Source organism: Algiphilus sp., assembly GCF_023145115.1.
Lineage (GTDB): Bacteria > Pseudomonadota > Gammaproteobacteria > Nevskiales > Nevskiaceae > Algiphilus.
Genome location: NZ_JAGLEJ010000005.1, coordinates 87363 through 102830, shown reverse-complemented (window position 1 = coordinate 102830; position 15468 = coordinate 87363). Strand labels below are relative to the sequence as shown.

11 protein-coding genes, 1 pseudogene and 1 riboswitch are annotated in these 15468 nt (G+C 70.9%); of the genes and pseudogenes, 5 read left to right on the top strand and 7 right to left on the bottom strand.

Annotated features, from left to right (window positions below; all coding sequences use genetic code 11):
* Positions 1 to 89 precede the first annotated feature (89 nt).
* From KAH28_RS01680 to KAH28_RS01665, 4 genes are all read left to right on the top strand, one after another.
* A complete protein-coding gene (locus KAH28_RS01680) occupies positions 90 to 950 on the top strand; it encodes a metal-dependent hydrolase (protein ID WP_290574068.1) in 861 nt (286 codons plus the stop codon).
* 67 nt (positions 951 to 1017) lie between these two features.
* A complete protein-coding gene (locus tag KAH28_RS01675) occupies positions 1018 to 1770 on the top strand; it encodes a putative DNA-binding domain-containing protein (protein WP_290574067.1) in 753 nt (250 codons plus the stop codon).
* A 26-nt stretch (positions 1771 to 1796) separates the two neighbouring features.
* Positions 1797 to 3338, top strand: a complete 1542-nt coding sequence (locus tag KAH28_RS01670) for an MBL fold metallo-hydrolase (RefSeq protein WP_290574066.1) — start codon at positions 1797 to 1799, stop codon at positions 3336 to 3338.
* Between the two features lie 121 nt (positions 3339 to 3459).
* Entirely contained in the window at positions 3460 to 5607 is a 2148-nt protein-coding gene (locus KAH28_RS01665) for an FAD-dependent oxidoreductase (protein WP_290574065.1), read from the top strand.
* Positions 5608 to 5699: 92 nt separating this feature from the next.
* Here KAH28_RS01665 and KAH28_RS01660 read toward each other — a convergent pair.
* The 7 genes and pseudogenes from KAH28_RS01660 to KAH28_RS01630 form a co-directional block, all read right to left on the bottom strand.
* Positions 5700 to 6425: pseudogene (locus tag KAH28_RS01660) on the bottom strand (RES family NAD+ phosphorylase).
* Positions 6425 to 6787: an MbcA/ParS/Xre antitoxin family protein gene (locus KAH28_RS01655; protein WP_290574064.1), complete on the bottom strand. Its 363-nt coding sequence runs from the start codon at positions 6785 to 6787 to the stop codon at positions 6425 to 6427. The pseudogene KAH28_RS01660 and the gene KAH28_RS01655 overlap by 1 nt, the downstream one beginning before the upstream one ends.
* A 168-nt stretch (positions 6788 to 6955) precedes the next feature.
* On the bottom strand, positions 6956 to 8704 hold the full coding sequence (locus KAH28_RS01650; RefSeq protein ID WP_290574063.1) for an OPT/YSL family transporter: 1749 nt from the start codon (positions 8702 to 8704) through the stop codon (positions 6956 to 6958).
* Positions 8705 to 8901: 197 nt separating this feature from the next.
* A complete protein-coding gene (gene cydC, locus KAH28_RS01645; RefSeq protein WP_290574062.1) occupies positions 8902 to 10593 on the bottom strand; it encodes a thiol reductant ABC exporter subunit CydC in 1692 nt (563 codons plus the stop codon).
* Positions 10590 to 12164: a thiol reductant ABC exporter subunit CydD gene (gene cydD, locus KAH28_RS01640; RefSeq protein WP_290574061.1), complete on the bottom strand. Its 1575-nt coding sequence runs from the start codon at positions 12162 to 12164 to the stop codon at positions 10590 to 10592. The genes cydC and cydD overlap by 4 nt, the downstream gene beginning before the upstream one ends.
* A 64-nt stretch (positions 12165 to 12228) precedes the next feature.
* On the bottom strand, positions 12229 to 13227 hold the full coding sequence (cydB, locus tag KAH28_RS01635) for a cytochrome d ubiquinol oxidase subunit II (RefSeq protein WP_290574060.1): 999 nt from the start codon (positions 13225 to 13227) through the stop codon (positions 12229 to 12231).
* A gap of 138 nt (positions 13228 to 13365) precedes the next feature.
* Complete coding sequence (locus KAH28_RS01630) at positions 13366 to 14781, bottom strand: cytochrome ubiquinol oxidase subunit I (RefSeq protein ID WP_290574059.1); 1416 nt, start codon at positions 14779 to 14781, stop codon at positions 13366 to 13368.
* A gap of 144 nt (positions 14782 to 14925) precedes the next feature.
* Here KAH28_RS01630 and KAH28_RS01625 point away from each other — a divergent pair, with 144 nt between their 5' ends.
* Positions 14926 to 15312, top strand: a complete 387-nt coding sequence (locus KAH28_RS01625; protein ID WP_290574058.1) for a hypothetical protein — start codon at positions 14926 to 14928, stop codon at positions 15310 to 15312.
* Between the two features lie 47 nt (positions 15313 to 15359).
* A riboswitch (TPP riboswitch) is annotated at positions 15360 to 15457 on the top strand.
* Positions 15458 to 15468 lie beyond the last annotated feature (11 nt).

Here is a 15468-nt window from a genome sequence, read left to right as displayed (position 1 = left end):
CGTGTACCATTCCATTGAACAGGGTTGATTTGTGCGCCGCACCACGCTAATCTGCCATCAATCGATGTCACTATTACGTGGAGCCGAACATGTCGACCAGTGTCATGCCGCAGCGCCGCGATCTCGCGTTCTCGCTGCCGGCCGATCGCATCAACGACTGGAACGGTGGCAGTGTCCACTTCTCCCAGTTCATGAACACGCTGTCGATCTTCTTCCCGGAAGGCGAGCGCATGTTCATCGACGCCGTGCGGGCCTATCGGGACCGCATCACCGAGCCCGAGCTGAAGGCCGCCGTGACGGCCTTCATCGGCCAGGAGGCGATGCACGGGCGCGAGCACGACGAGTACAACGAGGCGCTGTACGCAGCGGTGCCGCAGGCGCGCGACATGGAGCGCACCGTCAGCCGTCTGCTCGACTCCCTCAAGAAGCGCACGCCCGCGGCGTGGCGGCTCTCGGCGACCATCGCGCTGGAGCACTACACCGCCATCATGGCGGACGGCCTGCTGAAGGATCCGCGCATCCTCGAGAACGCCCAGCCGCAGTTCGCCAGGATCTGGAACTGGCATGCCCTCGAGGAGACCGAGCACAAGGCGGTGGCCTTCGATGTCTGGGACCGCGTCATGGGACGCGGGCCGCAGGCCTATGCGCTGCGCGCCTTCGGCATGCTGGCGGCCACCGCCATCTTCTGGCCGCTGGTGGCGAACTTCTACCTGCGCATCCTGCGCGCCGAGGGCAAGCTGACCGACGTCAAGGGCTGGCGCACGCTGTTCCGCTTCACCTTCGGCGAGGTCGGCCATCTGCGCAAGCTGGTGCTGCCCTGGGCGGAGTACTTCCGCCCCGGCTTCCATCCGTGGGATCAGGACAACAGCCACTACCTCGAGCAGATCGAGGCGCTGGTCGCCGAGGTCGAGAAGCCGCGCACGCGCGCGACTGCCGCCGCCGCGGCCTGATCGCGGGCGTCGTCGCATCCGGGCGTGCCGCCGGCGACGGCGGCGCGCGCCGGTGCGGGACGGCGTTGTGAGCGGTTTCCAGGATCTGCAGCGCGCCTTCGCCGCGCACGTGCGCGCCCCGGAGGCGCATCCGCGGCCGGACGATGTGCCGGAGCGCCGCATGCGGGTCTACAACGAGCTCGTCTTCCGCACCAACGAAGGGCTCGTCGGCAACGCCTTCCCGGTGCTGCGCAGCATCCTCGATACCCGGCGCTGGGAAGATCTGGTGCGCGCCTTCCTGCGCTACCACGCCAGCGGCACGCCGCTGTTCCAGGAAGTGGCGGGCGAGCTGGTCGCCTTCCTCGAGGCGGGCGAGCATCTGCCCGACGGGCTCCCGCCCTTCGCGGCCGAGCTGGCGCACTACGAATGGGTGGAGCTGGCGCTGGCAGTGGACCCGGCGGAGGCCGACCCCGGTCACGCCGATCCCAATGGCGATCTGCTGGCGGGCGTGCCGGTGCTCTCTCCGCTTGCCTGGCCGCTGGCCTACCGCTTTCCCGTGCATCGCATCGCGCCGGAATCGCAGCCCGATGCGCCGCCTGGGCAGCCCACCTGGCTGGTGGTGCACCGCAATCGGCACGACGCGGTCCGATTCACCGAGCTCAACGCCCTGTCGGCGCGGCTGATCGCGCTGATCGCGGCCGAGCCGGCCGCCGGCGGGACGCTGCTCGATCGCATCGCCGCCGAGTCCGGCGCCGACCCGGCGGCACTGCGCGCCGAGGGCGCGCGGCAGATGCAAAACTGGCGCGAATCCGACATCCTGATAGGCACCAGGCACACCTGAACCCCGCGACGCGGGCAGGGAGACGCATGAGCACAGCGAGGCGCAGCGCATCGCACGGCACCATCCGGCGGGCGATCATCGCGCTCCTGTGCGCGGCCGGTGGCGGCGTTGCGGCACCGGCCGCGGCGCTGACGCACTGCGAGGTCGCCGAGATCCGCTGGATCGCCACCGGCCAGAACTTCGATCCCAGCCAGACCCACACGCCCGGCGGCGCCGCGCGCCCGGTGTCGGAGGATCGCGCCGAAGTGCACTGGTGGCCGCAGGTCCGTCAGGCGCAACTGCGCTGGGAGGTGCGCACGCACTACCCGTTCTCCGCCACCTTCCGCTACCTGGAGCAGCTCACCGCCGACGGTGGCGTGGTCACCGGCCGCGACGGTTTCCGCTCCGCCGAGGGCGCCGTGTCGCCGGCTCGGCGCGCGGTGCGCTTTTCGGATCTGTGGCTCCGGGTGCCGCTCTTCTGGCCCGGGCGCAGTGCCGGCAGCAGCCGGGAGATCAGTCTGGCCGGCACGCGCTGGACACTGTCGGTGGCGCGCGACCAGACCAGTGATGCCGCCGGTGGCGTGCCGCTGGTGGCGAGCGCACGGCAGCACGACTGGCCGCGGGGCGACGTGCCGCACGAGATCGCCTACAGCGGCTGGCGCGAGGTGGCGGGCCTGAGCATGCCGACGCGCATCGAGCAGCGGCTGGGCGGTCAGCTGCTGCGCCGCGAGCGCCTCACCGACATCGCCGTCACGCCGGTCGAGACGGTCGATCCCGACTGCGCGCCGCCGGCGCGTCCGAAGAGCGCCGAGGCGCCGGTCTGGATCCGCGCCGCGGGACACTGGGTCACGCGACGGCTCGCCATGGGCGCCGGTGCCGATCGCGACCAGACCGGCAACGTCGCGTTCGAGGAGCGTGCCGACGGGATCTTCCATGTCGTGGGCGGCAGCCACCACGCGCTGGTGGTGGTCGACGATCGGGGCCTGACCCTGGTCGACGCGCCGCTGCACCCGGCGCGCAGCGAGACCCTGCTGCGCATGCTCGACGAGCGCTGGCCGGATCGTCCGCTGCGCCGCGTCGTCGTCACCCATCACCACAGCGACCACAGCGGCGGTCTGATGCCGTTGCTGCGCACCGGCGCCGAGCTGGTGGTCGGGCGCGAGGCCGAAGGCTTCTTCCGCGATGTGATCGCGCGCGGACGCGATGTCGGCGACGTCGCCGTGCGCACCGTCAGCGGGCGGGAGCGCATCGCCACCGACGCGCGCGCGCTCACCGTCATCAATGTGCCCAACGATCACGCCGCCGGCATGCTGGCGGTGCGGGTCGACGATGCGGCGCTGACCTTCGTCGCCGATCTCTATTCGCCCGGACGCGAGGCGCAGAGTCCGCAGCTGGCTCGCCAGTTCTACAGCGCACTGAGCTGGCACGGGCTCGCCAGCGGCGACCTGATCGGCTCCCACGGCAGCGGCACGCAGCCGATGGGTGCGCTGCGCGCCTATCTCGCCGAGCAGTTTCCCGACTGGATGGTGCCCGCGCCGGATGGCACCGGGCCGGACGCGCGCACCGCCGATCCGGACGGTCCGTCGTAGACCGCGCGCCGGTCGCGGTCGATACTGACCGCGTCCGCTGTCCCCGATGTGTCCCGCCATGCACCGGGCGGCGCGCGAGACCGTCTAGGATGGGGTCCGCCGCCAGCCCGCAGGAGCCGCCGTGGCCCGCAATCGCCTGTTCGTCGTCGCGCTGATCGCTGCCGCGCTGGTGGCCTTCTTCGCGTTCGACCTCGACCGCTTCCTCAGCTTCGAGGTCCTGAAGGCCGCGCGCGGCGACGTGGTCGCGATGCGCGACGCCTTCCCGGTGCTGTTCTCGCTCGGCTTCTTCGCGGTCTACGTCGGCGTCACGGCGCTCTCGCTGCCGGGCGCGGCGGTCATGACCCTGGCGGGCGGCGCGATCTTCGGGCTGGGCTGGGGGCTGGTGCTGGTCAGCTTCGCCTCGACCATCGGCGCCACCGCCGCTTTCGTCATCGCCCGCTTCGTCGCGCGCGATGCGGTGCAGAAGCGCTATCGGCAGCGGCTGGCGACCATCAACAAGGGGGTCGAGCGGGAAGGTGGCTTCTATCTCTTCACGCTGCGGCTGGTGCCGGTCTTTCCCTTCTTCCTGATCAACATCGTCATGGCGCTGACGCCGATGCGGACGCGGACCTTCTACTGGGTCTCGCAGCTCGGCATGCTGCCCGGCACGGCGGTCTACGTGAACGCCGGCACGCAGCTCGGCCAGCTCGACGGCGTCGGCGGCATCCTGTCGCCGGGCCTGATCGGTTCCTTCGTGCTGCTCGGGCTGTTCCCGCTGATCGCCAAGAAGATCGTCGATATCGTCAAGGCGCGGCGGGTCTACCGGCAGTACTCCCGCCCGAAGACCTTCGATCGCAACCTCATCGTCATCGGCGGCGGCAGCGCCGGGCTGGTGTCCGCCTACATCGCCGCCGCGGTCAGGGCCGAGGTCACGCTGGTCGAGAAGGGTGCACTGGGCGGTGACTGCCTGAACACCGGCTGCGTGCCCTCCAAGGCGTTGATCCGCACGGCGCGTCTGCTCGCCGACGCGCGGCGCAGCGCCGAGCTGGGCGTGCGCCGGCTGCACGCCGAGTTCGATCTGCCCGACGCCATGGCGCGCGTGCAGCGGGTCATCGAGGCGATCGAGCCGCACGACTCGGTGGAGCGCTATACCGGGCTGGGGGTGGATGTCGCGCTCGGCACCGCCCGCCTCATCGACCCGTGGACGGTGGACATCGCGCGCAACGACGGCAGCCGGCAGCGGCTGACCGCGCGCCACATCGTGCTGGCCACCGGCGCCGAGCCCTTCGTGCCGCCGATCCCGGGCATCGAGCAGGTCGAGGCGCTGACCTCGGACACGCTCTGGCAGTTGCGCGAGCTGCCCGAGCGGCTGGTGGTGCTGGGCGGCGGACCCATCGGCTGCGAGATGGCGCAGACCTTCCAGCGCCTCGGCAGCCGCGTGACCCAGGTCGAGATGGCGCCGCGCCTGCTGCCGCGCGAGGACCCGGAGTTCGGCGAAATGATCGCCACGCGCTTCGCCGGGGAGGGCGTCGACGTCCGGCTGCGGACGCAGGCGCGGGAAGTCGTGGTGACCGACGGGCAGCCCGAACTGATCGTCGCGCAGGCCGACGGCAGCGAGGATCGCATCGCCTTCGACCGCATCCTGGTCGCGGTCGGCCGTGCCGCACGGCTGGAGGGCTACGGTCTGGAGACGCTGGGCATCGCCACCAACCGGACCATCGAGGTGGACGACTACCTGCGCACCAGCATTCCCAACATCTTCGCGGTCGGCGATGTCGCCGGGCCCTACCAGTTCACCCACGTCGGCGCGCACATGGCGTGGTTCGCCACCGTCAACGCGCTGTTCGGCAGCCTCAAGAAGTTCCGCGTCGACTATTCGGTGGTGCCGTGGGCCACCTTCACCGACCCGGAAGTCGCGCGCGTCGGGCTGTCCGAGACCGAGGCCCGCGAGCAGGGCGTGGACGTCGAGGTGACCACCTACGGCATCGACGACCTCGATCGCGCCATCGCCGACAGCGATGCCCACGGGCTGGTGAAGGTCCTGACGCGCCGCGGCAGCGACCGCATTCTCGGCGTGACCATCGCCGGACCGCACGCCGGCGAGCTCATCGCCGAGTACGTGCTGGCCATGAAGCACGGGATCGGTCTGAACAAGATCCTCGGCACCATCCACATCTATCCCACCCTGGCCGAGGCCAACAAGTTCGCCGCGGGACAGTGGAAGCAGGCGCACAAGCCGGAAGCGGCGCTGCGCTGGCTGCAGCGCTTCCATCGCTGGATGCGGCGCTAGCGTCCGGATGCCCTGTCCGCGCCATCCCGCCGGCGGGTATCGAGGTCTGCCACCGTATGCGCCGCAAGATGCTCGCCCGGTTCGTCCGTCGATCAGAACGGGCGACTGAGCAAGCCGGCGGCGGGAAAGTAGCGGGTCGAGCGCTTGGTGGCGTTCTGCTGCAGCACCCCGTCCGGAGACGTGATCAGCTGGTAGCTGTTGCGGATGGGCGGCCGGCCGGCGTGCGCCACCGCGGCGGGCGCGAGGACCGCGACATTGCAGTGCGCGACCGTCGGGCGCGGCGGCACGCGCGCAGCGGGGTAGCGGATCGCCTGCGCACCGGCCGCTCTGGCGCGCGTCCCGAACCGTCGCGACGCCGCCCAGCTGTCCGGGTCCACCAGCGGCCGCCAGTCGGCTTCCGCCACCCGTGTCAGATCGATGCCCTTGGCGGTGCGTACCGGAATGTCGACGACGTTCACGCTGCGTCGGATCGGTCATGCCGGCGGTGCTTCCATGGCCTCGAGGAACTTGAAGGCGTAGAACGCCATTTCGCACTCGAGGGCCTCGATGGATTCGCTGAGGTAGAGGATCCCGCGCTCCCTGCTGGACCCGAAGCGGCTGCCGTAGGGCAGGGGCGGGTAGCGGAACGGCGAGCGGAGCAGCCAGTCGAGGCCGCGCGCGTCGTCCGGGATGCGTGGCTTGTTTGCCTCCAGCAGCTCTTCCAGGCGCAGCTGCTCCGCCTCGGTGTCGACGTACTGGCTGGTCGCGATATGGCTCTGCGACTCGACGTAGCGGTGCGCCCGCGCGGAGACGGTTGCGCGCGCTTCCTCGATCGGCATCAGATCTTGGCGCGCATGGTGTCGAGGTACTGCCCCACGCGGATCAGGCCCTCCACCGAGGTCAGCATCTCGACCGGGCATTCGCCGAGATCGCGGTTCTTCGTGCGCAGCCAGTGCTGCATGTTGCCGCTGTCCCCGGAAGTCATCGCCGACAGTGAGCGCGCGATGCGCACCAGGTGCAGACCCAGCTCCATCTGCTTGCCCTCGAGGCGCGCATTCGGCCGCGAGAACCTGGCCCGGCCGACGCCGACCACGGCACCGAGCTCGGTCAGCGTGAGCCCGAGCTCACCGGCAGCCCGGCGCGCAGCCTTGGCGACCAGCTGATGGTCGTCGACGGAAAGCGGGTGCGTGGCGTGTTCCATGCGGTCCTCGCATGTGCGTTTACGCACACTATAGGCAATAATGTGCATAAACGCACTCATCGGCGCGTCCGTGGGCAAGGTGTCACGACGCTGTTGCCCGACGGTGCATGCGCTGCGCGCGCTCCACTGCGCGCGGCAGCGGAGCGTCGACCGATGCGATGCCGGTCTTCAGCCGCCCAGCATTGCGACCGCTGCCGACACCACGCCCGCCAGCGATTCGCCGGCCACGAGGCCGGCGGCTGCGGCCACCAGGAAGCGCGCCGACCAGCGTGGCGCCAGACGGTTCGCGCCGGCCGCGAGCACGGCGCCGAGACACAGTCCGAACGCGATCCAGGCGGGGATGACGAAGGCCAGGCCGACGGCGCTGGCGCTCGGCGCGCAGCGTGCCCAGCGCGCCGGCGCGCGGTGCTGCCAGAGCGCCAGCGCGAGGCCCGACAGGGCACCGACGGCGGTAGCCGGCACGCTCAGCGCGGGCAGCGCCGCGAAGCCCTGCGCCATCACTTCCGCGACCGCCTTCCAGGTGGCCACGGCCGGCGCCGGCCACTCCGGCGTCAGCAGCGTGGCGGCCGGATCCGGCACCAGCACGAGATAGGCCAGGCTGCCGGCGATGCTGCCCACCAGCACCCCCACGAGCTGCGCCGCGAACAGTGGCGCCGGTTGTGCGCCGAGCAGCTGACCGGCGCGCAGGTCGTTGAGCAGATCGGCGGTCTGACCGGCCGCGCCACCGGTGACGTTGGCGCCCATCAGGTTGGGCGTGGTGGTGCCCGGCGCGACCGCGCCGACGCCGAGCTGCGCGATCTTGCCGAGTGCGCCGATGGGCGGGATGCCGGTCTCGCCGACCACCCGTGCCGCGACGGTGGCCAGGCCCGCCGCCAGAACCACCGCGGCGACAGCCGCCAGCACGGGGATGTCGAAGAGCGTCACCTGCAGCACCACCACCAGCGCCACCGCGGCCACCACCGCGGGCAGGTAGATCGCCAGCGGCAGCGGGAAGGGCGTCGGTTCGCATAGCGCGCCGTCTCTAGCCGGCGCGCTGCGGCCCAGCCACAGGCTCGCCAGCGCGCCCACCGTCATCAGTGCCACACCCGGCCAGATCAGCCACTCGACCAGGGGGCCGAACCAGATGCCACCGGCCTCGCCGGGCGCGACGAGGCCGCGGGCCAGCAGCCACGGCGCCAGTCCCAGCCAGGCGATCAGCGCGCCGAGCAGCAGTGACAGCCCCGAGCGCAGCCCGATGATGGCGCCGAAGCCCACCATGAGCAGGGAGCCGTCCAGGGCGATGCCGAGCTGCTTGAATCCCACCGAAGGCAGCGCCTTGCCACCGAGCGGCAGGCTGCCCGGCAGCGCGGCGCGCAGGGTCGCGCCGCTGAGTTCGGCGAGCAGCTTGACGCCGCCGGCGACCCCGGCCGCACCGGCCAGCCAGCGCAGGCGACGGCTCGCCTCGGCACTGTCGCCGTGGATGCTCGACAGCGTTTCGGCGGCCGCGGTGCCGGCCGGATAGGGCAGCCGCCCCGCGGCAATGAATCGACCGTGCAGCAGCGCCGCGATGGCCAGCCCCAGCACGCTGACCGCGAATACCCACGCCACCAGCAGCGCGCCTTCCGGCACCGGTCCGCCGAGCAGCGCCAGCGCCGGTATCGGCGCCACCAGACCGCCCGAGATGATCGAGGCCGCCGACGAGGCGGTGGTCTGGTTGACGAGATTCTCCGGCAGGCCCCACGCCCGTGTGCCGAGCAGATCGTGCATCAGCCGCCAGAAGGCCACGCCCAGCAGCGCGCCGGCGATCGACATGTTGAAGGACCAGCCGATCTTGAGGCCGCTGTAGATGTTGCACGGCGTCAGCAGCGCGCCGATCACCGCACCGGTGAGCAGGGCGCGCGCGGTCAGCGCGGTCGCGGGGTGGGTCGTCGCCGCCATCGGCGCAGTGTACGTGCGCGGCCGGTTTCAACCGCGGACAAAAGGAGAACCACAGATTTCACGGATTCAGGGGATTTTTGCTGGTGGCGCTGACTCCGTCAGCGCACACCGGAACCGGAAAGGAATCTGTGGAAATCTGTGTAATCTGTGGTTGTTCTTGCCTTTGAATCTGCGCTTCCAGGTTCCAGAGCGCCGGTTCAGGCGTTCTGCAGCCGCCCGTCCACCAGCCGCAGCACGCGGTCGGCGCGCGGCAGCGCGGCCGGATCGTGCGCCAGCAGGAGCGCGCTGCGGCCGGCGAGCCAGGCGTCGAGGCGGGCGAACAGGGTGGTGCGCGTGTCGGCGTCGAGGCCGGTGGCGGGCTCGTCGAGCACGACCAGATCGGGGTCGCGCAGCAGCACGCGCGCCAGGGCGAGGCGGCGGGCCTGGCCGCCGGACAGGCGCGCGCCGTGCTCGCCGACCCAGGTGCCGAGCCCCTCCGGGAGCGCCGCGACCACATCGTCCAGCACCGCGGTGTGCAGCGCCGCCCACAGGGCGGCATCGTCCGCTCCCGGGGCGCCCAGCCGCAGGTTGTCGGCCACCGAGGCGGCGAAGATCTCGCTGTGCTGGGTAAGCACGCCGCAGCGCCGCCGCCAGTGCGCCGGATGGACGCGGTCCGCCGCGCAGCCCAGCACGGTCATGGCGCCCGCCTCCGCGGGGTAGAGGCCGCCGATCAGCTGCAGCAGCGTCGACTTGCCGCAGCCGGATGCGCCGACGATGGCGACGCGCTCGCCGCGTACGATGGCGAAGGTGATGTCCGCGAGCGCCGGTCGCGGGTGATGCGGATAGCGGACCGTCACGCCGTCGAGGCGCAGCGCATGATCGTGTGCGCCGCACGCGGTGGCGGTCGCTTCCGGCGTGGCCTCCAGCGGGCCGTCGAGCAGCGCGTTGAGTCGGCTGGCCGCGGTCTGGGTCTCGCCGAGCCGGTACAGCGCCTGCGGCAGGCCGGGGAGGATCTCGGCGCAGCCGAGGATGGCGAGCGCGGCCATCACGCTGATGGCGGCACCCATGCCGCCATCGATGACGGTCAGGCCGAGCAGCAGGGCGCCGATGCCCGCAAGCTGCACGGTGGTCGCGGATATCGCCTCCAGCGCCGCGAGGCGGTGCGCCCGCTGCCGCTGAGCGCCGGCCAGGGCGGCGTTGCGCGCCGCGGTGCGCGCGGCGTGCCGGTGCAGCGTGCCCGCGGCGCGCAGCTCGGCGAGGCCGCTCATCCCTTCCAGGATGCGGACGTGCAGCCACTCGGCGCGCGTGCGCAGGGCGCGGCCCGGGCGCATGCCGGCGCGCAGCGCGAGCAGGCACAGCAGCGCCGTGACGCTGGCGAGCGTCGCCACCGGCAGCAGCATCCAGGGTGTCGCCAGCCATGACAGCGCCGCCGCCAGCAGGGCCAGCAGCAGCAGCGCGACCAGCAGCGGGCTCAGTACCCGCAGCAGGAGGTTGTCGATGGCATCGACATCGCTGGTCAGGCGGTCGAGCGCGACGCTGTCGCGCAGTCCTGCCAGTGTCGCGGCCGGCCGCCGCGCCAGGCGCGCGAATACGGCGGTACGCAGCGCCGCGAGCAGATCCAGCGTCACGGCGTGCTGGCGCAGCCGCTCGAAGTAGCGCGCCACCGTGCGCGACAGCGCGAAGAAGCGGATGCCGCTGCCCGGCAGGAAGATGTCGAAGACCACCCGACTGCCCGCTGCCCACGCCAGCGCCGTGATGCCGGTGGCGGTGATGAACCAGCCGGACAGGCCCAGCAGCGCCACTGCGGAGACCACGGTCGCCAGCAGCAGCAGCGCTCCGGTGACGGCGGCGCCGCGGCGACCGCGCAGCAGCGCCGCGTAGGGGAGCAGGGCGCGCAGCGGGCGCGTCATGACGGCTCGGCCATGTCGATCACCGTGTCCGCGATGCCGCGCAGGGCGGGATCGTGTCCGGCCACGACCAGGCTGCGCCCGTCCGCGCACAGGCGCCGCATGGCGGCGAGCACCGGCGCCGCGGCATCGGCATCGAGCCCGGTCGTGGGTTCATCGAGCAGTACCACCGGCGCCTGCGACAGCCACGCGCGCGCCAGCGCCACGCGCTGGGCCTGACCGCCCGACAGACCCAGTCCGCGCTCGCCCAGCCGGGTATCGAGTCCGTCGGGAAGCGCCTCTGCGAACGAGAGCACGCCGCAGTTGCGCGCGGCCTCGGCGATGGCCGCACGGTCGGCGTCATCCCTTCCCAGCGCGATGTTGCGCGCGATGCTGCCGTGCGCGAGGAAGGGGCGCTGGCCGAGCCACGCAACGGCCCCGGGGATGCCCGGCGCTTCGCCGTTGACGCGCACCTCGCCGGCATCGACGGGCAGATGCCCGGCGATGGTGTGCAGCACGGTGGTCTTGCCGCAGCCGCTGGGGCCCCAGAGCAGCACCAGCTCGCCCGGCCGCACGTCCAGCGAGAATGCCTGCAGGATGGTTCGATCATCGCGTGCGACGCGGATTGCCTGCAGGATGACGTTGCCGGGGTCGCGTGCATGCGCATCCGTGGCATCGGGCATCGCCGGCAGCGCGAAGAGCGGTGCCAGCTGCTCCGCGGCGCCGAGGGCGGCGGCGCGGTCGTGATAGTGCGTGGCGAGCTGCCGCAGTGGCACGAAGAACTCCGGCGCCAGCAGCAGCACGCACAGGCCGCGGTACACGGTGAGATCGTCGGCCGGGCCGAATGCGAGGTAGCCCAGCAGGCCCATGCCGACGTAGATCGCCACCGCGGCCACGGCTACTGCGGCGAAGAATTCGAGCACGGCGGATGACAGGAAGGCGACCCGCAGCACGCGCATGGCATCGTCGCGCAGCTGCTCCGCGAAGCCGCGCACGCGCACGGTGGCTTCGCGCTCGGCATTGAACAGGCGGATGCTCAGCAGGCCGCGGACATGGTCGGCGAATACCGCCGCGGCGCGCGCGCGCCGGGTTTCGAAGCGTGCGCTGAGGCGCGCCGCGCCCCATCCCACCAGTGCCATGAACAGCGGGATCAGCGGCGCGGACAGCAGCAGCAGCAGACCCGCCAGCCAGTCGTGCAGCAGCGCGGTGACGCCGATCAGCGCGGGCACGACGAGCGCGAGTATGCGCTGCGGGAGGTAGTGCGCGATGTAGGGTGTCAGCGCATCCACCGCGTGCAGCGCGCGGCTGGCCAGATCGGCGCGGTGCCAGCCGTCGAGCCGGGCGGGTCCCGCAGCGTGAAGACGGTCGAGCAGATCGTCGCGGATGGCGCGGCAGCGGTCGGTGGCCGCGGTCGACGCCGCACGCCCCTGGACGTATTGCGCAGCGCCCCGCGTCAGCACCACGGCGACGAGGGCCAGCGCCGCGGGGAGCAGGTCCGCGATCGACGGTGCTCCCGTCACCGCCCGGTGGACGATCCAGGCGAGCAGCATCGCCTGGCCGATCACGGCGACGCCGACCAGTATCCCGGCCAGCACGGCGGTCGCCGGGGCGCGCCCGCCGTGCTGCCTCAGCCAGGTGGTGGCCGCCGCGCCGGTGCCGTCAGTAATGGCTGCTACCGGACACCTTGCCGCGGAACACCCAGTAGTTCCAGGCCGTGTAGGCGAGGATCACCGGGATGAGGAACAGCATGCCGATGAGCAGGAAGAGCTGCGAGGCGGGCGCCGATGCGGCATCCCACAGCGTGTGGTCGGGCGGCACGATATAGGGCCACTTGCTGGCCAGTAGGCCGAGGTAGGTGAAGCCGAAGATGCCGAGGGCGGCGATGAAGGGCAGATACTCGTGCTTCTTCTGCACGGCGCGCCACAGCTGCCACGCCAGGAAGGCCGCCACCAGCGGCAGCAGCCAGATGGGCGTGAAACCGGAGAACCAGCGCTGGCGCACGTACTCGTCGGTGATCGGCGTCCAGATGCTGACGATCAGGAAGACGGCCATGAGCGCGGCCAGCAGCAGCGGCGTGACCCGGTAGGCCCACTGCTGCAGCGCGCCGGTGGTCTTCATGATGGTCCAGGTGCTGCCCAGCAGCGCGTAGCCGACCACCAGGCCCAGACCCGTAAGCACCGTGAAGGGGCTCAGCCAGTCCAGCGGTCCGCCGACATAGGCGAAGTCCTCGACCGCGAAACCCTGGATATAGGTGCCCACGACCGCACCCTGTGCGAAGGCGGCCACCGTCGAGCCACCCGCGAAGGCGGCATTCCACCAGTTGCGGCGCCGCTTCGACTTGAATCGGAACTCGAAGGCGATGCCGCGGAAGATGAGGCCGGCCAGCATCAGGAAGACGCCGATGTAGAGCGCCGGCAGGAACACCGAGTAGACCAGCGGGAAGGCGCCCAGCAGACCGGCGCCGCCGAGGATCAGCCAGGTCTCGTTGCCGTCCCAGACCGGGGCCACCGACTGCATCATCGTGTCCCGTGCGGCGTCGTCCGGCGCGAACGGAAAGAGGATGCCGACGCCGAGATCGAATCCGTCCATCAGCACGTACATCATGATGCCAACGGCGATGATGACGGCCCAGATGAGGGTGAGGTCGATCAGTTCCATAACAAGCTCCGTCGCGAAGCGACACCAATGCCCCTCTCCCGCGACGCGGGAGAGGGGGGTACCGCCGGCAGAGCCGGCGGTGGGGTGAGGGTCGGTGGCCGGTAGCAGGCCTCTGGAGGGTGGGCGCACGTCATCGCGCTACCCCCGCAGCGGCGTGAAGTCGAGGTTGTCGCCGTCGAACGGTGTCTCGACCGCCGAGAGCGGGCGTTTCGGCCGCTGCCATTCCGGGTGCTCGGGCGCTTCATCGCCCAGCCCCTTGGCGGCGATGCGGGTGACGTAGTAGCTGCCGACCACGAACACGACCGCGTAGACCAGCATGAACCCGATCAGCGAGAACAGCGCCATGCCTCCGGTCAGCGACGGAGTGAGGCCCTCGGCCTGGGTCATGACTCCGTAGATCAGCCACGGCGCGCGCCCCATCTCGGTGGTGAACCAGCCGGCGGTCACCGCGATGAAGGGCAGCGGCACCATCAGGCGCAGGCCCTGCAGGAAGGGGCGATGGTCGTACAGCCGCCCGCGGAAGCGGAGCAACAGTCCCGCCAGCGCGGCCAGGATCATGAGCATGCCGATGCCGACCATGATGCGGAAGCTCCAGAACACCCATGCCACCGGTGGGCGTTCCTCGCGCGGCACATCGGTGATGCCGGGAACGATGCCGTCGACGTCGTGCTTGAGGATCAGGCTGGCCATGCCCGGAATCCCGATTTCGGCATGGTTGGTCTCGGCGTCGCCGTCGGGCAGCGCGAAGAGCAGCAGCGGTACGTTGCGCGCACGCTCCCAGTTGCCCTCCATCGCAGCGACCTTGGTGGGCTGCTCCTCGAGCGTGTTGAGGCCGTGCAGGTCGCCGACGAAGAGCTGCAGCGGTGCAGCAATCAGCAGCATCCACATGGTCATCGACAGCGCCTTGCGATTGGCCTCGACGGCATGATCGCGCACCAGATTCCAGGCGCTCACACCGGCCACCACGAAGCCGCCGGTGAGCAGCGCCGCCAGCGCCATGTGCGCGAAGCGGTACGGGAACGAGCTGTTGAAGATGGCTGCGCTCCACGAGGTCAGGTGCACCACGCCATCCCGCATCTCGAAGCCGGCGGGGGTCTGCATCCAGCTGTTCGCCGACAGGATCCAGAACGACGAGATGAAGGTCCCCAGCGACACCATCACGGCGGCGAACAGATGCGCCGCCGGCGGCACCTTGTCGCGCCCGAAGAGCAGCACGCCGAGGAAGGTCGCCTCCATGAAGAAGGCGGTGACAACCTCGTAGCTGAGCACCGGTCCCAGGAAGTTGGCGGACGCGTAGGAGAAGTTGCTCCAGTTGGTGCCGAACTGGAAGGCCATCACCAGTCCCGACACCACGCCGAGCGCGAATACCACCGCGAATATCCGGGTCCAGAAGACGCTGAGCTGCTTCCACACCAGGTTGCCGGTGCGCAGGAGCAGGGCCTCCAGCACCATGATGTAGGCCGCCAGCCCGATGGTGAAGACCGGGAAGATGGCGTGGAAGGACACCACGAAGGCGAACTGGATGCGGGAGAGCAGCAGCGGGTCGAGTTCCATCGATATCCCTTCCGAACGCGTTGCGAATCGCGCGGCCGGAACCCGACATGCACCGCATTCCGGTCACCCGCGTATTGTAAGAAGGCGGCTGCCGGGAAGCGAGCATCGACCCGAGAACCGTCACATACGTGATCGAATAACGATATGCGAAATAAGTATATACCATCCTGGGCGCTGCTGGGAGTCGCCATCGGGCTGGCTGCGTGCAGCGGTGATCCGGGATCGCCGGAAGTGCACGGCACGGTGCATCTGGCATCGCCGCCGTCCGGTGCCGCCACCCTGACGGTGGAGCTGGTGCCGGTCAGTGCCGGCGCCGGACTGCCCATCTTCTCGCTCACGCGTGCGCTCGAGGCCGGTACGCGCGACGCCGATTTCGTGCTGCCGTACGACGAGGGTGGTGCCTTCGGTCACCGGTATCGTCTGAGCGCGCGTGTCGACGGTCCGGACAGCCTCATGCTGGGCAGCGCGGAGGCGCCGGTATCACTCGACGTCGACGGGCACCGCGCTTCGCTGACCGTGCGCGCGCCCTGATCCGGCGCCCCGGCTTGCACCCGGGGGCGGGCGCGGCGCTATGCTTGGTGCCACGCCGGGGGTGCCCGACCGACATCGGGCTGAGAGAGTCCCCTCGTACCTGAACCGGATCATGCCGGCGGAGGGAAGGCGAAGCGCGCGTCCGGCGTGCGCGGC